This window comes from Mycobacterium sp., assembly GCF_032159775.1.
Lineage (GTDB): Bacteria > Actinomycetota > Actinomycetes > Mycobacteriales > Mycobacteriaceae > Mycobacterium.
Genome location: NZ_JAVHWK010000038.1, coordinates 1 through 19,516, shown reverse-complemented (window position 1 = coordinate 19,516; position 19,516 = coordinate 1). Strand labels below are relative to the sequence as shown.

Here is a 19,516-nt window from a genome sequence, read left to right as displayed (position 1 = left end):
CTGGCTGCCATAGGCGCCACGGTGCAGGATGGTTTTGTGCATCCACCGTCGCGGGCGATGAGCATGATCCGCTGCGCGGGGGACGCGACGCGTCTGGCCCGGAAGAGGTCCAACGCCGATCCGGTGGCCTTGTCGAACACCGCCAGGTAGTGGTTGGCGTGGCCGGCGAGTCGGACAACGTCGGCGATGGGCATGATGGTGCCGCTGCCGGTCACGCCCACACCCGCGCGGGATTCGAGGTCCTGCAGGGTGGTGCGGATGATGGTCGACACCGGCAGCCCGTTGAGGTGTCCGAGTTCCCCGCCCATCAGGACGATGCGGCCGATGGCGATCATGGCATCGTGGCGACGTTGGGCCAGGCTGCGGTGGTCGTTGTCGATTTGCGATTTGTGACGGTGTGCCTGCCGTGCAGGGGTTTTCGTCGTCGGGGTTGCACATGCCTGGGGCGGCGTACTTGGCGAAGATCGCCTCCCAGACGGCCGCCGCTTCGGGGGTGAGGTCCCCGGTCAGGGTCGTCATTGCGTTGCGGCGTTGTTTGCGGGTGGACACTCCGCGCTTGCGGGCGCGCTCGTGCTCGTCGGGTTCGGGGCCGTCCTGATCGAGCAGGAAGAGAGTCCGATCGGCGGTGTCCTTGAGTTCCTTGGGGCCGACGCTGACGGCGGTGCGCACGAGGTCGACCTCGATCTGCGCGAGGGTGGGCGCGTCGACGAAGCCCGGCACCTCGCCCATGGCCTTGCGGATGACCTCGACATGCTCGCCGTTGATCTGCCCGAGGGACTGAGCGGCGGCGGTCGCCGGCAGCAGCGGTGGCAGCGGTTCCCCGGTCAGCGCTCGGCGCGGACCCAACAGTGCAGCCTCGGTCAGTCGCCGGTGGGCCTCGGTCGTCGAGATGCGCCACCGAATCGCGAGCACATCTTTCCAGGACTTGGCGCCCAGCTCCGTTGGCGTGGTCTCGGCCTGCAACCGCGCCAGCAAGCGGTGGGATTGGGTGGGCAGCTCGCAGGTCAGGGTTTCGAGGGCGTCGAGGGTGTCGACCAACTCCGTGCGGGAGAGCAGCTCGACGTCGCGGGCCGCCAGCGCGGCACGCAGCGCGGCCACCGCCTCCTGCACCACCGTCCCTGACATGCTTCGAACATATATTCGGCCACCGACAAGACTTCTCCCATGTGACCACTGAAACTGAAGTGACACAACGGAATAGAGTTATTCCGATGGACGCGGCGCCAACGATGCCGCGAGCAGGTCGCGAATCGCCGACGCCGAGCCACTGATCACACCTTGCCGCGGCACCTAGCCGTTCCGGGCGAAACGGGGTCAGTCGGCCTTCATTTAATAAGCAGATCTAACTTTTTCGTATACGCTGTGTTCCACCACGTTCTACAGGCAGCGAAAGGACTCCGATGGCCAGAACAGACGATGACACCTGGGACATCAATGAGAGCGTCGGCGCGACCGCCCTCGGAGTAGCCGGCGGCCGGGCCGCCGAGACAAACAGCGCTGATCCGCTGATCAGCGATCCGTTCGCACAGCTGTTTCTCGAGGCGGCGGGCGACGGCATCTGGCGGATCTACCTCGACACCGAATTACCTTCCGAGCTGGTCGATCTCGATCCGGAGTTACCGGCCCGCATGCAGGCGATGATGGGCTATACCGCGTGCCGGACCAAGTTCTTCGACGAATACTTTCTCGGTGCGGCCGATGCCGGTATCCGCCAGGCGGTGATCCTTGCCGCCGGTCTGGATGCGCGCGCATGGCGGCTTGCCTGGCCCGCCGGGTGCGTGGTTTACGAGATCGACCAGCCCAAGGTGCTGGAATTCAAGACGGGCACACTGGAGTCTCATCAGGTCACGCCGATCGCGACCCACGTCGGCGTCGGCGTCGACCTGCGTCAGGACTGGCCGGCAGCGCTGGTGGAGTCCGGGTTCGACCCGTCACTTCCGACGGCGTGGTCGGCCGAAGGACTGCTGCCCTACCTGACGGCCGAAGCCCAGGACCTTCAGTTCGACCGCATACAGTCGCTTAGCGCCCCAGGCAGCCGGGTCGCCGTGGAGGCGTTCACCAACGAATTCTTCAGCCAAGATAGCTTCGCGCGCCGCGAGGAGCAGATGGATCGGTACCGCGCGGTTGCGGTCAAACTGGGCCGCAAGGACATCACCGAAGCCGGCAACCTGCTCTACGACGAAGAGCGCACAGAAGTCGTGGACTGGCTTGGCGCTCATGGCTGGACTGTCACCACTGCGATGGACGCCAACGACCTGATGGCCGCGAGCAACCGGGCCGTGCCGCCTGGCCTCGATGACGCGATACCGGAAAGCGTGTTCGTCGAAGCGATTTCAGGGCCATCCTGATTCCGGCGTCGAGCCGGGCGATTGCCCGAGTACGTGCACCGTCCTGTGACCGGACCTGGCACGGCGACTAGCTTCGACGTCAGGGCATAAGGACCGAGGGCTCGCCCAGCGTCAGACGCAGCGCGATGGTCGGTGTGATCAGGAACAGCCAGTAGGTCACGTTGAACACGAGAACCCATGCGATTGCCCGAAGGACGTCGCGCTTGATTCCCTGCGGCAGGCCAGGTTTGGCAACGATCGCCTCGAAGCGCGGCCGTCCCTCCCCATTGGTCCAACCGATGAGAAAGGCGGTGACCGCGCCGAAGACGCCGAAGGGAATGTTGGGATACAGCAGCGGCATTGTGCCGGCGTCGGAATGCAGGACCGGTCCGATGGTGTCGACGTAGGTCCACAGCCCGAAAGTCTCCACCGAAACGTATTCCATGACCAGGTTGAAGCCGATCAGCACCGGCCCTGCCGTGACGAGGCTGAGCACGAGCGGGTGCACATCGGGCCATCGTCCGCGAGCCCACTTCTGCAGAGCCAGCATCGAAACGAAGGCTGCGGTCATGAAGACCGGGTACGAGACGATGTTCATCGCGGGCTTATCCGGCGTGGTCCACATCGTCGACCCCCACGGAAGCATGTGGTAGTCGGAAGACCACAGCAGATAGGCACCCCAGTCGGCGTAGAACTCCTGCCAGAAGATGCTGAACCCGGCAATCGCCAGCAAGCCGACGAGACCAAGCTCCCCTCGCCTGCGGGTGTCGATGACCACCCAGATGGTCAGCGCGAGGAAAGCGAGGCTCATGACCAGTTCGAACCAGTTCGCGCCGTTCACGCCGCCTCAATCACGTTGCTTGCGAATGCTTTTATTGCCGTCGCGGAACGAAAATCAAAGTTGCGCCGGCGCGGGGGCAGCCGCGCTGTCGGGATAGAAGCTTCGCGCCCAAGTACGCAGTTGCTTGAATCCGGCGGCTTCGGAGGTCGTCAAGCCGGGCGGATCCATGTAGATCTGATGTTCCCAGATCGCGATGTCGTCCGGCAACGCCGCCTGCGCGGCCTGCAGCCGTTCGTCATAGCGGCCGCTGGCCTCGTCGATCCAGTAGGTGGAGAAGATGTCCGACGTCGCATCGTCGACGGGAGTGGCGCAGATTGCGATGACCCGGAAGCCCTCCCGGGTGTGCTCGCCGTTGAACGAAATGCCGATGCCCGACCAATAAATCTCCAAGGTGTTTTTGGTTTCTCCCGGCTGATCGACGCCGTCGCTCCACCGTCGGCCAAATCCGACCTTCGCTGACCACGTCACGTCATCGACGTCTTCTCGTAGCACTGTCGGACTGACCGGAGTCTTGTGCACGAACCGGAAGTGGTGGGGGTCGACCGCGTTCTCGGCGATCACCTGCGGGTGCACGTGAATTCCGGGGAACTTGACCCGCGCTTCGGGTCCAACAGGGGCGTAGGCCCGGTCGTGAATGTGGTCACCGAGCACCCGCAACCCGTCGGGCACCTCCCACATCGGGGCGCGCCCGGACGCATCGTGCCAGATGTAGATGGACTCGTTGAGTTCGGTCACCGGCCAGGACCGGACCTTGCGCCCGCGATTCGGCCGGTTCTCATAAGGGATTCGCACGTTGCGCCCCTCGCCGTTCCACACCCAGCCGTGGAACGGGCACTGAATACCGTCTTCGACGACGCAGCCACCCTTGGACAGATTGGCCCCGAGATGCTGGCAGTGGGCGTTGAGCACGTGGACCGCACCCTGCAAATCGCGAAATGCGACGAGGTCTACGCCGAAGTAGTGGAGTGGCATGACGTCGCCCTCGGCGAGATCGGCGCTCCAGGCAACCTGAAACCATCCCGTCGGCTGCATGCTTGGCAGGCCCCTCATGTCACTCCTCGAGATCGTCCTTATCGATACGACCCACACTAGTGGGAATGGCGTTCCCATTCAACGTCATGTTAATTTGGGAACGGTATTCCCAGGAATGGAGCGCGAAATGCCTGAGGGCGGTCGCCAGTCGGAACGCGACGCGATCATGCGAGCCGCATATCGGTTGATCAGTCAGGGCGGCTCCCCGACCGGGACGACCACGTCGATCGAGAACATCCTGCGAGCCGCCGGCGTGAACCGGCGCATCTTCTACCGGCACTTCTCCTGCAAGGACGATCTGATCATCGCGATGCAGGAATGGGCGGGCGACCTGATCCTGGCCGATCTGAGGAAGGCAGTGGACGCCGCCGACACGCCTGCCGCGGCCGTTGCCGCCTGGATCGAGGACTATCTGAGCATCGGCTGGAACGAGGCACGGTTTCGCGACGCCTTGGCCTTCATGTCATCAGACATCGCGGCGGCGCCGGGGATCGCAGCGGCGTTGGAGGCCACTTACGCCCGACACCGAGAGGTTCTCAGAGGCGTATTGGAGGCGGGTCTCGCCGACGGGAGTCTGCCCAACGCACGGCCCGAACTCGATTCGTTCGCGATTCACGCTGTGGCAGTGCGTCATCTTGAAGCACGCATCCGGGGCCGCCTCGACACCGATTTCGACGAGGTGCGCAACCAGGTGGTTGCGCTCATGTTGACCGGACTCACGGCTGCGTCGATACATCCGGACCCGGCCGCAATTGCGGCGCGGTAGCTCTCTCCACGACGTCCGCCGCATCGGCGGCCTCGGGTGAGCGAGGGCTCAGCGGTCAGCGCGGCCCGGGCGTGGCGTCGCCGAGCTCTTCCGGTGTCGCAGGCTTCGTGGGCTGATCCACCGACTTCTTGCCCTTCTGCTCGTCGGCGTCGGCTCCATGAAGGGCTGCCTCGTCGGTGATGGGTTGGCTCGTGTCGAAGCCTGACATGTGGTGCTCCTTCAGTATCGATATGACATGGCGCGCGAGGCTTAACCCACGCCGCCTACCTCTTGCGTAGTACCCGCATCATCAGTGGGTTAGACGGTTGATTGCGTCGCCGCGGGCAGCGTCATCGCGACGATCATCTCGGTGACCACGGCAATCATCTCGTCGCGGTCGACGGCCACGGTCTGCCGGTGCACGGTGTACCAGGCCCGGTCCAGCAGGCCCATCACGGTGACGCCGATGACATCCGGCGAGTGCGCGCCGTTACCGGCGATCGCCTGGCCGAGTTTCCATGACGCGCGAGTGACCATGCGGTTGCGCGACTTTCGGAACGCGTCGTCATCGGGTGCCGAGTGCGCCGACGCCAGTACGAACGCGCCGTGGTGGTCCATGTAGTCGAAGTAGTGGCCGACCCAGGCCGAGATCTCGATCGGGCCGAAGGGTTCGCCGGCGTCGGCCCACTCGGCAATGACGGCGAGGGCTTCGTGATACGCGGTCTTGCCGAGGACGTTGAAGATCTCCCGCTTGTCCTTGAAGTAGGTGTAGAAGCCGGCTCGCGAGATGCCGCACGCCTCGGTGATCGCGTTGATCGGCGTGCCGGCGTAGCCGCGTTCCAAAAACAAGCGGCGGCTGGCGTCGAGGATCGCAGAACGGGTGCGTTCACCGCGGCTGGCGTCCACTTGCCGTACCTCGGAAATACCGGAAATCACCGTCATGCGCCGACCTTATATGACACTGTCGTCAAGTGCAATCACTGCACGTCAAGATCTCACTGCTGATATTGGCGGCAACAACTTGACACAATCGTCAAGTTACGCCAAGCTCTTATTCAAGACCGATGTCAGAGCCAGCGAGAGGCATACCGATGACGCAGCCGAATCAGTTCACCGACGCACCGATCTTCGATGCCGACCAGCACATGTACGAGACCCCCGATGCACTTCTGAAGTTCCTGCCCGAGAAGTACAAGAAGGCCGTGCAGTTCGTTCAGATCGGCCGGCATACCAGAATTGCGATCCTGAACAAGATCACCGATTACATGCCGAACCCGACGTTCGAACGCGTCGCGGCACCGGGAGCGCACGAAAAGTTCTACTCCGGCCAGAACCCCGAGGGACTGACCATGCGCGAGATGTCGGGCCGCGGCATCGACTGCCCGCCAGGCGCGCGCAACCCCGAAGACCGTATCGCCGAACTCAACGGCCAGAAGGTCGACGCCTGCCTCAACTACCCCACGCTCGCCAACCTCGTCGAGCACTCATCTGCGGAGGATCCTGAGCTCACCGCGGCGATCATCCATGCGCTCAACCAGTGGATGCTCGAGCACTGGGGGTTCAGCCATGAGAACCGCGTTTACTCGACGCCGGTCATCAACCTCGGCATCGTCGAGGAGGGCCGCCGCGAGCTCGAGTACATCTTGAACAACGGCGCCAAGGTCGCGTTGATCAAGCCGGCTCCGGTGTACGGCTTCAAGGGATGGCGCTCCCCCGCGCTGCCCGAGTTCGATCCGTTCTGGCGCGACGTCGAAGCGGCCGGACTGCCGATCGTGCTTCACGCCAGCCAGCCTCCACTCCAGGAGTACATCGAGAAGTGGGAGCCGGCGGACACCGCCAGCGCCTTCGAGATGTCGGCGTTCAAGTGGACGGCACTGGGTCACCGCGAGATCGCCGACATGATCACGAGCTTGATCTGCCACGGCACCCTGACCCGATTCCCGAAGCTGCGCATCGCCAGCGTCGAGAACGGCAGCGCCTGGATCAAGCCGCTCTTCGACGACCTCGAGATGACCTACAAGAAGATGCCGCAGAACTTCCCCGAGCATCCGCACGAGGTGTTCCGCCGCAACTGCTGGGTCAGCCCGTTCTGGGAGGGCTCCGTCGCCGACGTCGTGGAGACCGTCGGCTGGGACAAGGTGATGTTCGGTTCCGACTGGCCGCATCCCGAGGGACTTGCCGAGCCACACGGCTACTGGAAGTACGCCGAGGGGATGGACAAGCGGCGCACCTATGACTTCATGGGCGACAACGCCCGGCGCTTCATGGGGCTGCCGATCGCCAACCCCGATCCAGAGGCCGTCAAGCCGCCAGAACTGGTGAACGCCTGACCTAGAGGTAGTCGCTGAGTCAGCCCCGGCGGGCCTGACGGAACGGGATGTCGCGGTCGACTTCAGGTTCTTTGGGCAGGCCGAGTACTCGTTCACCGATGATGTTGCGTTGAATTTGATCAGTGCCCCCGCCGATCGAAGTGAAGAAGGCGTTCAGCGTGAGGAAGTTGACGTCGTCGGCTTCGGGATTCTCGCTGCCGGTCAGCAGTGCCTCAGCCCCGATGATCTCGGTCTTAAGCTGGGCCTCGGCGTGCAAAATTCAGACATTGCGAGCTTTCCCAACGACATGATCGAACTCGACGTACCATGCCCGGCAGCGGCCTTCGCGCGAGCATTGTTGAGCGCGTTCAGTTCTCGCGTCGCCAATGTCTTCGCGAGTGTCTGACGGATGACAGGGTCGTCGAGGCGTCCGTGCTCGCGGGCCAGATCTATGAGATTGTCCGCGCGCGTTCGATTGCGCGAGGCGCGGCCGCTGTCCCCCATGATCGATCGCTCGTAGGCCAGGGCGGTCTGTAGTACCCGCCATCCGTTGCCCGTACCGCCGACGAGATGCGAGTCGGGGACCGTCGCATCGGTGATGAACACCGCGTTGAAATGCGATTCGCCGGTGATCTGTACCAGGGGTCTGACCTCGATGCCCGACTGCTTCATCGGAATAATGAAGAAGCTCAAGCCTTTGTGCTTGGGCACGTCCCAGTCGGTACGCGCGATCAGCAGCGCATAGTCGGCGCTCTGGGCACCCGACGTCCACACCTTTTGACCGTTGATGACCCACTGCTCACCCTCGCGCACCGCCGTTGTCTGCACGCCGGCAAGATCGGACCCGGCCCCTGGTTCGCTGTAGAGCAGACAAGTACGTGCCTGCTCGGTCAAAAAGTCTCGCAGCAGAAGGCGTTTGAGGTGATCGTTGCCGAAGGTCAGCACGGTGTTGGCGGGGATGCTGTATTTGTCCTGCCGTGCGCCTGGCGCTTTGACGGCAGTGAACTCCTGCTCGATGACGACGGAGAGTTCGTGTGGGTAACCGCGGCCGAACCACTCGACGGGGAAACTCGGTACCGCATATCCGGTATCGACGACCTTCTCCAGCCAGGCGATCCGTTCGGGGGAACTAGTCCATGGGTCGGTGGATTTTGGCAAGCCGATCCAGTTCTCTTTCAGCCAGTCACGGACCTCGCCCCTCAGTGGTTCGGCGCTTGGTGTGGTCGTCGCGGTCATGATCAGGCGCCTTTCGATACGAGGTAGCGCTCGCGGAACAGTGCAGGCCGCCCGAACAGTTGCATGCCGGTACGGGCCCGACGCAGATACAGGTGCGCGGGGTGTTCCCAGGTGAAACCAATGCCTCCGTGCATCTGCACTGCCTGCATGGCCGTCGTCTGGTATGCCTCGGCGCAGGTGAATCCCGCGAGGGCTACTGCACCGCTTGCCTTTTCGGGGTCAGCGGCCATCTCGGCCACGGCGCGCTGCGCAGCAGAGGTCGCGGACTCCACCTCCAGAAGCAGATCAGCGGCCATGTGCTTGAGCGCCTGGAAGCTGCCGATCGGCCGGCCGAATTGGATGCGGGTCTTCAAGTACTCCACGGTGATGTCGAAGATGCGGCGGGTGCCCCCCACCTGCTCGCCGGCCAGTGCGGTCACCGCCAGGTCCAGCGCGTGTTCGACCGCTTCCCAGCCGGCGCCTCCCAGCCGCCGTGCGGGTGTGTTGTCGAAGGTGAAGGTCGATAAGGGTGTCGTCGAATCGAACACCGTGTCGGCCGCCCGATGGAATCCGGGCGCATCCGGCGCTACCTCGAAGATGCCATGACCGCCGGAGTCTCGGCGACGACGAGGATCACGTCAGCCATCTGTCCGTATGTGACGTAGTGGGCGTTGCCGTTCAGTGTGCCGTCTGTGGCCGCCTGCACGTCGATGCCTTCTGGTTCCCATGTTCCGTGCTTACCGGTTACCGCAACGGTGCCAATCGCCGTGCCGTCGGCCAGCCCGGGCAACAACCGCCGCTTGTCGGATTCTGTGCCAGTGGCCTGGATCATCGTCGCGGCGAGCACCGCGCTGGAGATGAACGGTGCAGGCAGCAGTGCGGCACCCGTCTCTTCCGCGACCGCTTCGAGCTCGAGCGCGCCGAGGCCGGCGCCGCCGTAGTCGCCGCCGACAACCATGCCGACGACACCCTGCTCGGCGAGGCGTGCCCAGAGCCCGCGATCAAAACCGTCCGGGGAGGCCATGACTCGCCGAACGTCGCGCTCGGTGCACTTGTCGCGGAGCAGATCGCGTTCCGCCGCCGCCAACTCCGCCCTCTCGACGACGCTGATCGTCATCCTCAATCACCCTCTCTGTGCATCGAACTCCTACGCGGCGATATCTGCGGTGTGCATCGCACACCAGGACACCCGCGCGTCGCACGAGGGAAACGTACAGTGAACCGGCGCTTTCCGCCTCGCGCATCCGGTGAGGTCACGAGATCCTGCACATTCCACCGAGTTAATCGTCGTTCGCCCGGACCGTACGCTTCTGACCCACCCGACACGGCTCAACTTATTCAACTTAGTTCACTATATCCCCATCGGCCACCGTCTCCCAAGGCAGAAGGGTGCCCCCACGCGGCACATCTTTCTCATCGAGACAGAAGTCATACACGTCGTCTCACTTGGTGTTACTTCCCGCGACGCGGCAGTGTCACCTCGACAGTGCCGGGGCCGGCGGTGACGCCGCTGGAATCCTCTGTGCGGATGTCGACAGTGACGACGCCAATGCCGTTGTCGATGCGTTTGCCGTTGACTCGTGCCAGGATCAGAGCCGTTTCACCGACGGTGGTGAATCGACTCATTCGAAACCCGCTGATGCTCCTGATGGTTCCAGCGTCACCGATCCAGTCGCGGATGCTGCGCTCCCACATGCCGAGCAGGAAGAGCGCATTGACGTACATGTCGGGCGCGCCGGTCGCGCGCGCGTATTCGGCGTTGTGGTGAATCGAGTTGAAATCACGGTTGGCCCCGGCGGCGACCACAAGGCGGTAGATGGGTAAGTGGAAGGCCACCGTCGGTAGTTCGTCTTCATCGGTGACATCGTCGAAGTAGCGCACAGGGACGGCCGAGGTCGGTGCTGCGTTCCAGCCGCTGTTCATGAGGCATCCGCAGCGCTGGTGTGCGGGTTGTAGGCGTACGCGCCGCTGCGGAGCCGAGCAACGACATCACCCGCATCGGAGACGATTTCGCTCTCGGTGGTAATGAAGGCGCCCCGGCCGACCGAGGTTTGCTTCACCACGCACGACAGCAGTTTTTGGCCACGCCGACCGAGACGTTCGCCGGCGACCACGGGCCGCAAGAAGTCAAGTTCGATGTCCGTGGCGAAAAAGCCGGTGGTGTGTGGTGCCAGTCCTTGATCCTCATTGTTGATCGGACTGCGGGCCGGCTGGGCGTCGCGCGAAGCAACCTCGTACAGCGTGGGTTTCCCAGGGCGCCACATTGCCGGTACCGTCCAAGACAACGCAGCGGTATAGGGCGAAATGACGTCGGAGAAACCGTACTCGCCGGCAACGTCCGGATCATGGTGAAGGGCACTCGCGATCTCGAGTGGTTCAACGTAGCGGCGGATGGCGCCACGTTCGACCGCATCGGCGCCCCAGATCGTCCTTCCGTTCGAAAGGTCGGTCCCGATCGCGGCCATCATCGGGTCCCAGGCGCGTTTCCAATCGTCGCCGGAGGTCGAAATCTGTTGTGGTGCCGACATGCTCACTGTCCTTCGAATTTCTTCGGCCGCTAGCGGGTCGATGCGGCGGCTTTGAATGCCGCGATCTGCTGCAGGCGGTAGCCGAGCAGATCACGCAACACGTGTTCGGTGTCCTGGCCGATGGTGGGTGCGGCCCGCTCGACGCGGCCCGGGGTGTCCGATAACCGATAGCGGGGCCCCTCCACCGTCGTGGTGCCGTGCACTGGGTGCGGCAACGTCACCAGATGGTCGCGGTCGATGATTTGCGGGTCGGTGCAGAAGTCCTCGCTGGTGGCGGCCACAGCGGCTGGCACGCCGACGGCTTGCAGGGCGGCTTCGATGTCGTGGACGCTGCGGGTGCGGGTCCAGGCTGCCACCGCGTCGTCGAGGTAATCGACACGGGCAAGCCGCCCCTCGGTAGAGGCGAGGGTGTCGTCGGCCCCGAGGTCGGGCCGCTCCATTGCGCCCGCCAGCGCCCGCCACTGCGAGTCGGTGGTGGCGGCGATGGCGACGAACCTCTCGATGGAGGACGCCGCTGCATCGGCCAGTGCTGGGTAGACACCGTGCGGGGCGGCATCGCGGTCGGCGTTACCCCTGCGTGACACGACGGTGCCGTTGGCGGCGTTGTCGGCGAGTTCGGGGGACTGGAAGAACGCGCCGGCTTCGACTTGGGAGACATCGATGTAGCAACCTTGCCCTGTCCGGTCGCGATGGAGTAGCGCCGCGAGGAGGGCGGCAAGAGCGAAGCGGGGACCGACGAAATCGGTGTAGGGGCCGTACGGCCCGAATGGCAGTCGGTCGGCCCAGCCGACGATGTCGGTGAACCCCGACAAGGCCGAGCCGACGTTGCCGTAGCCGGCGAGCTTCGACACCGGACCGGTCTGGCCGTTGATCGAGGTGCTCAACATGATCAGGTCGTCGCGCTCGGCGCTCAATGTCGGGTAATCCAATCCCCATCTGGCGACCATGCCCGGCGAAAACGATTCGATGACGATGTCGGCCCAATCGGCGAGGTCGCGTGCGGCCGTGCGCCCGACGTCCGTTCCCAGATCCAGTTCACAGCCGAGCTTGCCGGCGTTCCAGGTGCCGTACAGCGCGGAGTTCTCGGGCCCGAATTTTCCTCCGTGGAACGGAGGCATGAAACGAGCGGTTTCAATCTTGGTCGCCGATTCGACGCGCACGACGGTGGCACCGAAGTCGGCGAGCGCCCGTCCGATCACCGGCCCGGCGACCACCCAGGAAAGGTCCAGAACTTTCACTCCCTCAAGCGGCGTGATCATCGGTTGCCTTCCGGACGTGCGAGCCAATCGGCGGAAACGGTGTCAGTGTGCTCGCCTACCAGCGGGGCCGGGCGGGTGATCGTCAACGCGTCGATGCTGACCGCGGCGAATGGACCGGGCATGGTGGTTCTGCGCTCATCTTCGCCCATCGTGACGAAATAGTTTCTGGCACAGAGTTGCTCGCTTCTTTGCACGTCGCTCGTGTCGTAGATCGGGACGCACAACAGCTTGCGGTCGCGGGCGGCATGCAGCACCTCGGCTTGGGTCTTGGTCGCCAGGAAGCCGGCAATCGCGGCACGGGCTTCGGCGATGTCGTCGTCGGTCATCTCGCCGTTCTGCAGCATCGAAGGCACGGCGCGCCAGTCGATGCCGACGAACCGCTCCACCGGGGCGCCTTCGTCGGCCATCCACTTGAAGAAGGGAGCGGTGAAGCCGCCAGCAGCGGGTCCCATGCCGAGGTGAAACTCCACCAACCCGTCCGCGCATTGCCACTTCTTCAGCGACGACGCCGTTGCCGATCCGCTGCCGGACTGGTCGACGCGCCGCACAGCACCGGTCTCCAAATCACGAGGCACGTCCCCGACTGCGTGCGAAAGCACCGAGGCAAGTGTCGCAATAGAAACGCTGGTCTGAGCGGCTACCTCTACCAGTTGACCACGTCCGGTGCGGTTGCGGGCCAGCAGTGCCAGCAGCACGCCGCTCGCGGCATCGGCGGCGGCGTGAAGGTAGGACTGTGGCACCGAGATCCGCACCGGGGGCTCGCCCTCGTCGCGGTGCGGGGCCAGCGGACCGGCGGCAGCCCACACAGTCAGGTCCGACGCGGCACAGCGCGCCTTGGGCCCGCTGCGCCCAAAGGCCGTGATCGACACGTAGATCAGCCGGTCGTTCACCGCACGGAGGTCCTCGTAATCCAGGCCGTAACCGGCGAGCACTCCGACGCCGGCGCTTTCGATGAGCACGTCGGCGACCGTGGCCAGCTCCCGTACTTTGCTCTGGCCGACGGGTGTATCGAGATCGGCCGTGATGCCACGCTTGTTCGCGGCGAAGGTTTCCCATAGGTAGGAGGTGTTCCCGCGGCGCGGAGAGCATCGCCGCGCCGACGAGCCACCGGACGGTTCGACCGCTACGACGTCGGCGCCGAGATCCGCGAGCATTCGGCCGGCCAGCAAGCCCCGTTCATCGGTGAGGTCCAGCACTCGACAGCCATCGAGGAACGCCATCATCCCCTCCAAGGCTGCTGTGGCCGAAGGGGCGAGACCCTACGGCAGTAAGTGCGATAATATCGATACGAAAGTCGTATTGTAAAGCAGCGAGTTCGTGGGTAATGGCGTTGCTGCTGACCGGACCGAGTTCAGGAGACGGAATGACGGCCACCACTCCGACGGCGGGCCGGAGGCGCGATCCCGAGGTGGACCTACGCATCTCGCGGGCTGCGCTGGAGGTTTTCGGAGCGGCGGGCTGGTCGGGTTTCACCATCGACGCGGTCGCCAAGGCGGCCCGGGTGAGCAAGCCGACGATCTATCTGCGATGGGATGACAAAAGGCAGTTGTTGACCGATGTGCTGACCGGGCACATCGCCAATGTCAACGACGTCGACTCCGGGACACTGCGGGGCGACCTGGTCGAGCTGGCGCGTCATCTGTTCGATCTTTACAACGGTTTCGCCCAGCAGGCAGTGTTGCGGATGGCCATCGAGGCTCCGGCACTTCCCGGAATCGACAAGCGGTGGAATGACTTTCAGCAGTCTCAGGTCTTGGCCGCTCGCGCGATCGTGCGGCGCGGCATCCGTCGCGGTGAACTGGCAAAGGGAACATCGGTGACGTTTTTACTCGACGCCCTGTGCGGCGGGATGATGAACCACGCTCTCAGCGTGCCGCCGCACCTGCGAGCCATAGTCGCCCGTGGCCGTGAAACCTACACCGAGCAGTTCGTCGACTTTCTCATCCGAACGCTCGCGCTGAACCCTCGAGTACCCGTATAGGACGAGCGACAGACCCAATATCTGCAGGAATGTCGTCGTCGGAAAGGCGGCGGGAAAGTCTGCATACAAGTCGCATGTGCCGTTCGAGAACAGCTCCGGGAGCCCGCGCAAGCCAAGCGAGGTCGCTCAACGGGGCCGTCGTTTCGGTTCACGTCCGACGGCCGGCGGCGGCCTTGCTCAACCGCAGGCTGCCTCACGGCTCGGTTTCACCGCCGATCATTGGCCTGTCGCAACGCGATTCGGTTCAACTTACCCGCGCTGTTGTGAGGCAACCGATCAACGAGTGTCCAGGTGGCCGGCACCTTGAAACCCGCCAGCCGGGCGCGTGTAAAAGACCGTAAGTCTTTTACATCGGGAGGGTCACGAAAGTCGGCGGGAACTATGAAGGCTGCGATGGTCTCACCCAGTCGCGCATCAGCAACTCCGATGACCGCGGCCGCCGCGACGCGGGGATGTGAGCACAACACATTCTCGACTTCCACCGGGTAGACGTTCTCGCCGCCGCGAATCACCATGTCGTGACTACGCCCGATGAGATGCAGGTAGCCATCGGTGTCTATCCGACCGAGATCGCCTGTGTGCAACCATCCGTCGGAAGCGTGGACCGCCAAGTGCGGTGCTGATGCAAGCACCTCCCCAGCCCCGGTTGTGTCTGGATGGTCGAGAGCCAAGCGCAGACCGGGAACGGCGCGCCCGACAGTGCGCAGCAGGTGGGGTGCGCCCCTCATCGCGCGTCGGTGGTCTTCCGGCCCGAGGCTGGTGATCGGACTGCCCTCGGTCTGGCCGAACAGGCTGACGACTCGCGCGGCGGGCAGAGTGTGTAGCACTCGGCTGAGGGTGTCCTCGGTGATCGGCGATGCGCCGTAGACCAGCGTGCGCAACGGGACGGCATCAAGGAGGTTCTCGTTGAGCAGTATGTCGATCATGCTCGGCACCAACAGGCAGTGTGTCACTTGGGCGTCACCCAGGGTGCGCCACCAGTCAACGGAGAAGTTGGTCGTTGGCAGGACCGCCGCACCCACGCTCAACGCCGCGAGTACATTGCCCACGCCGCCGATGTGATGTATCGGCGAACCGGTCGCGTAGCGGTCTCCGCCCCCGAACCCGACCAGCTCCGTCAGCAGCTCACCTCGCGCGAGCAACACGGGTGAGGTGAAACCGACCCGTTTCGGCGCACCGGTGGTGCCGGCCGTATGCAAATAGAACGCGACCTCACCGCTCTGCGTCAGCCCGGTCGCAGAGGTCAGCAGGGGTTCCAGTGTGACAACCCGGACGTCGGCCAGGGCCGCGGCTTGACGGGCGGTTTCGGCGAAAGCCTTCTCGGTCAAAAAGATTCGCGCGCCAGCTGCCGCGATCGCTGCCGCCAACTCGGCGGGAGTCAACCTCGGGCCAAGTGGTGCGAGCGGTCTGTCGGCCGCTGCCCCTGCCAAGAGGAGCGCCAATGCGTCGGCGTTGGTAGTGAGAAGGGCCGGCACCGCCCGCCCTGATGTCGGTTCGAGTTCGTGCAGCAGTTCGGCGGCGTAGGCCGCCTTGGCTACAAGCGCGCGCCCGCTGACCGTGCCCGTCGAGTCGAGCACAGCCGGCCGGTCGTTGTCGCGATGAACGGCATTGATGTGCTCCAGCCAGGTCACCTTCACGGCGTCAAGAACCGTTCGACTGCCTCGGCCGTTGGCGGTAGAACGCGACGGCTCGCCGGATCGAGTCGTGGATCGGCTCCGGTTGCCACCCGAGTTCCCGCTCGGCCTTGCCGTGGTCCATCGGGGACATGATGTGCATGAGCCGCACGGACAGGGTGGACAGCAGCATGTCACGGCACAGCACATTGGCGACAATGTCCCCGCCGAAACCCAACGCGTACATGACTTTCAGCGGAATACCGACCCGCGGAGGCCTCGCTCCGCCCGCTTCGGCCGCCGTCGCATAGAGCTCGCGAGCGCTGATGAATCGTTCCGAGATGATGTACCGCTCGCCAACGCGGCCCTTATCGGCGGCGAGGATCAGGGCGCGGGCCGCGTCCTCGATGCCGACGACTTCCATGGACATGCCCTTGCCGTATGCCGGCATCCTGCCCTTTGCCGCCGCAGCCACCAACGAGCCGTGTGGCGTCGGCTGAAAGTCGCCGGGGCCGTAGGTATTCGCAACGCACATCGCAACCGCAGGCAGCCCGCGCTCCCGCGCATATTGAAGGACCAAGTTCTCGGCGGCCACCCGGGACTCGATGTAGCCGCCGCCCTTGTTCGCCCAGTTGAACGGTTCGCCTTCGGTGACGGGGTGTCCGTTCTCGCTGAGCGCGATGGTGCCGATGGTGCTGGTGAAGACGAACCGCCGCAGGTCCGCATCCACGGCTGCCTCGAGCACGTGACGCAGGCCGTCGACGTTGGTGCGGAACAGCGGGGCGGGGTCGCGCAGCCAGGCCCTGGCGTCGACGACGCAGTAGTAGACGTCGTCGCAGCCGCCCATCGCGTCGCGCAGCGCAGCGTCATCGAAGACGTCGCCGTAGCGGCGTTCGACGTCGAGGTCGTCGATGGCAGCCGTGGAGCTGGTGCGGCGCAGCAGCACTCGCACCCGGTCGCCGCGTTCCACCAGTTGCCGTGTGACGTGCGAACCGAGGAATCCACTCGCGCCGATCACCAGCTTCATCGGACCCGCCACGTCGCTGCTCCCCTACGTCCAACATTTAACGTTTGACAGTACACTGCCACAATTGAACGATCAGGCGTAGAAGTTGGACCCACCGTCGACGTTGACGTTGGCTCCGGTCGTGTATGTATTGCGTTCCGACGCCAGAAAGCAGATCACCGGCGCAATGTCGGGCGGAACGCCTGCGCGACCCAGATCCGCGCGAACACCGAAGAACTCCGAGATGTAGCGCATCACCGACGTCGGGTCGTCCGCGCTGACGCCGGCGTCGGCGGGAAGTGTGGCGATGTGTCGCTCCATCTGGTCGGAGATATAAGTGCCGGGCGAAACGGTGTTGGTAAGGATGCCATCGGCCGCCAGTTCCAGCGACAGGTTCTTGGTGATGCTCGTCAGCGCGGCCTTGGCGGCCGTGTATTCGATCAAGCCGAAACCCTGGCTGCGTGCCGACATCGCCGCCAAGTTGACGATCCGAGCCCACTTGGCGGCGCGGAGCAACGGCAGTGCGGCGCGCGCCGACCGGACGGCGCTTAGTGCGCCGATGACGAAGGCGTCCACGAACTGCTCGTCGGAGACCTGGTCCCACGGCAGTTGCGAAACCTCCGGCCCAACGGCGCAGACAAGCGAGTTGAGCTCGCCCCACCGTTCGCCCAGTTCAGCGAAACCGTTGGTGATACTGGTGGCATCGCTGACATCCACCGATAGCCCGACCGCATCGGGACTGCCGAGTTCGGCCAGGCGCGCGACGGTGTCGTCGAGCGCCTCACGTCCGCGAGCCATGACCGCCACTCGTGCGCCGTCGGCGGCGAAGCACTCGGCGGCTGCGCGGCCCATGCCCTTGCTTCCACCCTGTACGCACACGGCCGCGCCGGCCAGGCCCAGGTCCATATGATTTCCCCTTGGTTCAGCTGGCTGCGGTTAGTCGGGGAGCACCCGAATCTCGGTACGTCCACTCAGGTCTACCGTCGCTTCGGCTCGGCCCTGCGGGTCAGCGACGAGCGATTCGCTAAGAGCTCCGGTGACACGGTAGGTGCGGTGTGGTTGCAAGCGTGCGAACCGCAGGACCTGCGATGAGTTGCGCCGCCCGGGTCGGAGGACCAAGTGCAGGTCGTCTCCATCACTCGTGGCGCGCGCAACGAGGACGTCGGGGTAGGCGACCTCGTCGAGAACGGGGCCGTAGAGCGCGGAGTCGGCGGTGGGGCCGACAACAGTTCTGCGCCAGAAGTTCTGGTGCAATTGGCGGTCTATGGTCACGCACGCGTTCACCGAGTTGGACATCTTGTGGTATCGAAACACTCCGTCCTCGGTGACCGGGTCGCACAGTGTGTCCAGCGCCAGCTTGGCGGCAGCCGCGGCGTCGGCGTCGCCGAACTCGCGCGCCGCGCCATAAAGCGATTCCATCGCCAAGCCGTAACCCGGCTTGTAGTTGCCCATGTCGATCGCGCCTTTTGGGAGTACCGGTTTGAGTTGGCCGGCGTCCTCCGCGAACGCCTCGGTACGCAAAATCCCCCAGTACCGCATGGCAATATCGGGAAACATCGAGTTCAGATACACGGCGGGGATCGCATCTGGCAGCGGGAACGGGAGATCGATGCCGGTGTGCTTGGACTTCAACGAGACCATTCCGAAGTCGGGGTGGACGAACTCGGTCTCGAGGCGATGCTTGAAGTTCTCGGCGATCTCGTCGAAGTAGCGGGAGCCGGTGAGACGATCATAGACTTGCAACGCACCCATGCCCCGAAAGTTGCAGGCCGTATAGGTCCAGTTCGGCTCGCAGGGAAAGAGCCCAAAGGGTGCCTTGCGGAAGTTCGCCATCAGCGAATCGGCGACGTCGTGCAGTGAATGCTCATGCTTGCCGAAGCTGAGTCCGCCGTCGGCGAGGTAGCGGTCGTCGCCGGTCAGGGCCGTGTAAAGCCCCACGTGTAGGCCGAAGAAGCCCGTGAGCATGATGTTGTCCCGGCCGACAGGGTCGGCATTCAATCGCAGGTTGCCCCAGGCGTTCTCCCAGCCCCAGTAGCTCCAGACCTTACGGTCGCGGTAGGTGTCGATCAGTCCACGCTGCGCGTGGGTGAGGTAGCCGTGGAAATTCGGCGTGTAATGCGCTTGAGTGACCGCAAGCGCATACCCGAGGTAATTGATCTGGTAGCGAAGAGAGGCAGTCTGAAACTGATCGATCTTGTCGTAGCCGGTGAAGTCGCCGGGCTCTTGTAACCCCCGGTCGATGACGTAGCGCAAACCGGCAAGAGTGTCGGAGTCCAGTTCGAGGTCTTCTGCCTCCGGTGGGCGGAGCGCTCGTTCCCGTGCCCGGGCCGTCGCCCTAGGGAGGTACTGCAGTCGCTCAGCCCGCCGCCGCAGCGCCGCTCTGCGTGACCGGCGTGAAACCACCTGCATTGCAACGAAACAGAAAACGACCACGATTGCCGCAGCGACAATTCCGAGGGTCGACGTTCGCTGGCCTGTTGCAGCCCAACCAGCCAGCACCGCTGCGCCCAGCCAGACAATTGGCGGCAGCGTGGTGAATCCGGCAGCGAACCAGGCCACCAGCGACAGTACGAAGAAGATCAGGACAACGGGGGCGAGGACCGACCACCATCCCCCGATCGCCAGGAAACCCGCACCGGGAAACCACAGCCCGACACCCA

At 64.3% G+C, this 19,516-nt stretch carries 16 protein-coding genes and 3 pseudogenes; 4 read left to right on the top strand and 15 right to left on the bottom strand.

The window, feature by feature from the left end; genetic code table 11:
* A pseudogene (locus tag QOJ24_RS04150) lies at positions 1–1,140 on the bottom strand (DUF222 domain-containing protein); the annotation flags it as partial.
* Positions 1,141–1,400: 260 nt separating this feature from the next.
* Here QOJ24_RS04150 and QOJ24_RS04145 point away from each other — a divergent pair.
* Positions 1,401–2,348: a class I SAM-dependent methyltransferase gene (locus QOJ24_RS04145; protein WP_526259386.1), complete on the top strand. Its 948-nt coding sequence runs from the start codon at positions 1,401–1,403 to the stop codon at positions 2,346–2,348.
* Between the two features lie 79 nt (positions 2,349–2,427).
* Here the strand turns inward: QOJ24_RS04145 and QOJ24_RS04140 are convergent, their stop codons facing one another.
* Together QOJ24_RS04140 and QOJ24_RS04135 are read right to left on the bottom strand one after the other, a co-directional pair.
* Positions 2,428–3,138 (bottom strand): spirocyclase AveC family protein, encoded by a 711-nt coding sequence (locus QOJ24_RS04140; protein ID WP_526259384.1) that lies wholly within the window; start codon positions 3,136–3,138, stop codon positions 2,428–2,430.
* An 84-nt stretch (positions 3,139–3,222) separates the two neighbouring features.
* The gene (locus tag QOJ24_RS04135; protein ID WP_526259382.1) at positions 3,223–4,218 is read right to left on the bottom strand and encodes a Rieske 2Fe-2S domain-containing protein; all 996 of its coding nucleotides are present in this window, start codon (positions 4,216–4,218) and stop codon (positions 3,223–3,225) included.
* Positions 4,219–4,327: 109 nt separating this feature from the next.
* Between QOJ24_RS04135 and QOJ24_RS04130 the strand changes: the two genes are divergently transcribed.
* A complete protein-coding gene (locus QOJ24_RS04130; RefSeq protein WP_526259380.1) occupies positions 4,328–4,966 on the top strand; it encodes a TetR/AcrR family transcriptional regulator in 639 nt (212 codons plus the stop codon).
* A gap of 55 nt (positions 4,967–5,021) precedes the next feature.
* Here QOJ24_RS04130 and QOJ24_RS04125 read toward each other — a convergent pair whose 3' ends face one another.
* A complete protein-coding gene (locus QOJ24_RS04125) occupies positions 5,022–5,174 on the bottom strand; it encodes a hypothetical protein (RefSeq protein WP_526259379.1) in 153 nt (50 codons plus the stop codon).
* Positions 5,175–5,263: 89 nt separating this feature from the next.
* Positions 5,264–5,887 carry a TetR/AcrR family transcriptional regulator gene (locus tag QOJ24_RS04120; protein WP_526259377.1) on the bottom strand — a complete coding sequence of 208 codons (624 nt, stop codon included), beginning with the start codon at positions 5,885–5,887 and terminating at the stop codon, positions 5,264–5,266.
* Positions 5,888–6,036: 149 nt separating this feature from the next.
* On the opposite strand from QOJ24_RS04120, the gene QOJ24_RS04115 reads away from it, so the two are divergent.
* Complete coding sequence (locus QOJ24_RS04115) at positions 6,037–7,275, top strand: amidohydrolase family protein (RefSeq protein ID WP_526259375.1); 1,239 nt, start codon at positions 6,037–6,039, stop codon at positions 7,273–7,275.
* A 19-nt stretch (positions 7,276–7,294) separates the two neighbouring features.
* Here QOJ24_RS04115 and QOJ24_RS04110 read toward each other — a convergent pair.
* The 6 genes and pseudogenes from QOJ24_RS04110 to QOJ24_RS04085 all read right to left on the bottom strand — a co-directional run bounded on the left by QOJ24_RS04110 (position 7,295) and on the right by QOJ24_RS04085 (position 13,476).
* A pseudogene (locus QOJ24_RS04110) lies at positions 7,295–8,490 on the bottom strand (acyl-CoA dehydrogenase family protein).
* 2 nt (positions 8,491–8,492) lie between these two features.
* Positions 8,493–9,586: pseudogene (locus QOJ24_RS04105) on the bottom strand (acyl-CoA dehydrogenase family protein).
* 335 nt (positions 9,587–9,921) lie between these two features.
* Complete coding sequence (locus QOJ24_RS04100) at positions 9,922–10,392, bottom strand: hotdog family protein (protein ID WP_526259373.1); 471 nt, start codon at positions 10,390–10,392, stop codon at positions 9,922–9,924.
* Positions 10,389–10,997 (bottom strand): FAS1-like dehydratase domain-containing protein, encoded by a 609-nt coding sequence (locus QOJ24_RS04095; protein WP_526259371.1) that lies wholly within the window; start codon positions 10,995–10,997, stop codon positions 10,389–10,391. The genes QOJ24_RS04100 and QOJ24_RS04095 overlap by 4 nt, the downstream gene beginning before the upstream one ends.
* Before the next feature lie 29 nt (positions 10,998–11,026).
* A complete protein-coding gene (locus tag QOJ24_RS04090) occupies positions 11,027–12,256 on the bottom strand; it encodes a CaiB/BaiF CoA transferase family protein (RefSeq protein ID WP_526259369.1) in 1,230 nt (409 codons plus the stop codon).
* The gene (locus tag QOJ24_RS04085; protein WP_526259368.1) at positions 12,253–13,476 is read right to left on the bottom strand and encodes a CaiB/BaiF CoA transferase family protein; all 1,224 of its coding nucleotides are present in this window, start codon (positions 13,474–13,476) and stop codon (positions 12,253–12,255) included. The genes QOJ24_RS04090 and QOJ24_RS04085 overlap by 4 nt, the downstream gene beginning before the upstream one ends.
* Before the next feature lie 143 nt (positions 13,477–13,619).
* Here QOJ24_RS04085 and QOJ24_RS04080 point away from each other — a divergent pair, with 143 nt between their 5' ends.
* A complete protein-coding gene (locus QOJ24_RS04080; RefSeq protein ID WP_526259366.1) occupies positions 13,620–14,237 on the top strand; it encodes a TetR/AcrR family transcriptional regulator in 618 nt (205 codons plus the stop codon).
* A 206-nt stretch (positions 14,238–14,443) separates the two neighbouring features.
* Here the strand turns inward: QOJ24_RS04080 and QOJ24_RS04075 are convergent, their stop codons facing one another.
* The 4 genes from QOJ24_RS04075 to QOJ24_RS04060 form a co-directional block, all read right to left on the bottom strand.
* Positions 14,444–15,874 carry a class I adenylate-forming enzyme family protein gene (locus tag QOJ24_RS04075; protein ID WP_526259364.1) on the bottom strand — a complete coding sequence of 477 codons (1,431 nt, stop codon included), beginning with the start codon at positions 15,872–15,874 and terminating at the stop codon, positions 14,444–14,446.
* A gap of 4 nt (positions 15,875–15,878) precedes the next feature.
* Positions 15,879–16,877: an NAD-dependent epimerase/dehydratase family protein gene (locus tag QOJ24_RS04070; RefSeq protein WP_526259388.1), complete on the bottom strand. Its 999-nt coding sequence runs from the start codon at positions 16,875–16,877 to the stop codon at positions 15,879–15,881.
* 72 nt (positions 16,878–16,949) lie between these two features.
* Positions 16,950–17,762 carry an SDR family NAD(P)-dependent oxidoreductase gene (locus tag QOJ24_RS04065; protein ID WP_526259362.1) on the bottom strand — a complete coding sequence of 271 codons (813 nt, stop codon included), beginning with the start codon at positions 17,760–17,762 and terminating at the stop codon, positions 16,950–16,952.
* Positions 17,763–17,792: 30 nt separating this feature from the next.
* A partial coding sequence (locus QOJ24_RS04060; RefSeq protein ID WP_526259360.1) for a linalool dehydratase/isomerase domain-containing protein occupies positions 17,793–19,516 on the bottom strand: 1,724 nt, incomplete at its 5' end.

What these genes read in the sequence shown, in the direction of transcription:
- QOJ24_RS04145 (WP_526259386.1), top strand. Translation starts at nt 1,401, where the DNA reads ATGGCCAGAACAGACGATGACACCTGGGACATCAATGAGAGCGTCGGC.
- QOJ24_RS04140 (WP_526259384.1), bottom strand. Translation starts at nt 3,138, where the DNA reads ATGAGCCTCGCTTTCCTCGCGCTGACCATCTGGGTGGTCATCGACACC.
- QOJ24_RS04135 (WP_526259382.1), bottom strand. Translation starts at nt 4,218, where the DNA reads ATGAGGGGCCTGCCAAGCATGCAGCCGACGGGATGGTTTCAGGTTGCC.
- QOJ24_RS04130 (WP_526259380.1), top strand. Translation starts at nt 4,328, where the DNA reads ATGCCTGAGGGCGGTCGCCAGTCGGAACGCGACGCGATCATGCGAGCC.
- QOJ24_RS04125 (WP_526259379.1), bottom strand. Translation starts at nt 5,174, where the DNA reads ATGTCAGGCTTCGACACGAGCCAACCCATCACCGACGAGGCAGCCCTT.
- QOJ24_RS04120 (WP_526259377.1), bottom strand. Translation starts at nt 5,887, where the DNA reads ATGACGGTGATTTCCGGTATTTCCGAGGTACGGCAAGTGGACGCCAGC.
- QOJ24_RS04115 (WP_526259375.1), top strand. Translation starts at nt 6,037, where the DNA reads ATGACGCAGCCGAATCAGTTCACCGACGCACCGATCTTCGATGCCGAC.
- QOJ24_RS04100 (WP_526259373.1), bottom strand. Translation starts at nt 10,392, where the DNA reads ATGAACAGCGGCTGGAACGCAGCACCGACCTCGGCCGTCCCTGTGCGC.
- QOJ24_RS04095 (WP_526259371.1), bottom strand. Translation starts at nt 10,997, where the DNA reads ATGTCGGCACCACAACAGATTTCGACCTCCGGCGACGATTGGAAACGC.
- QOJ24_RS04090 (WP_526259369.1), bottom strand. Translation starts at nt 12,256, where the DNA reads ATGATCACGCCGCTTGAGGGAGTGAAAGTTCTGGACCTTTCCTGGGTG.
- QOJ24_RS04085 (WP_526259368.1), bottom strand. Translation starts at nt 13,476, where the DNA reads ATGGCGTTCCTCGATGGCTGTCGAGTGCTGGACCTCACCGATGAACGG.
- QOJ24_RS04080 (WP_526259366.1), top strand. Translation starts at nt 13,620, where the DNA reads ATGACGGCCACCACTCCGACGGCGGGCCGGAGGCGCGATCCCGAGGTG.
- QOJ24_RS04070 (WP_526259388.1), bottom strand. Translation starts at nt 16,877, where the DNA reads ATGAAGCTGGTGATCGGCGCGAGTGGATTCCTCGGTTCGCACGTCACA.
- QOJ24_RS04065 (WP_526259362.1), bottom strand. Translation starts at nt 17,762, where the DNA reads ATGGACCTGGGCCTGGCCGGCGCGGCCGTGTGCGTACAGGGTGGAAGC.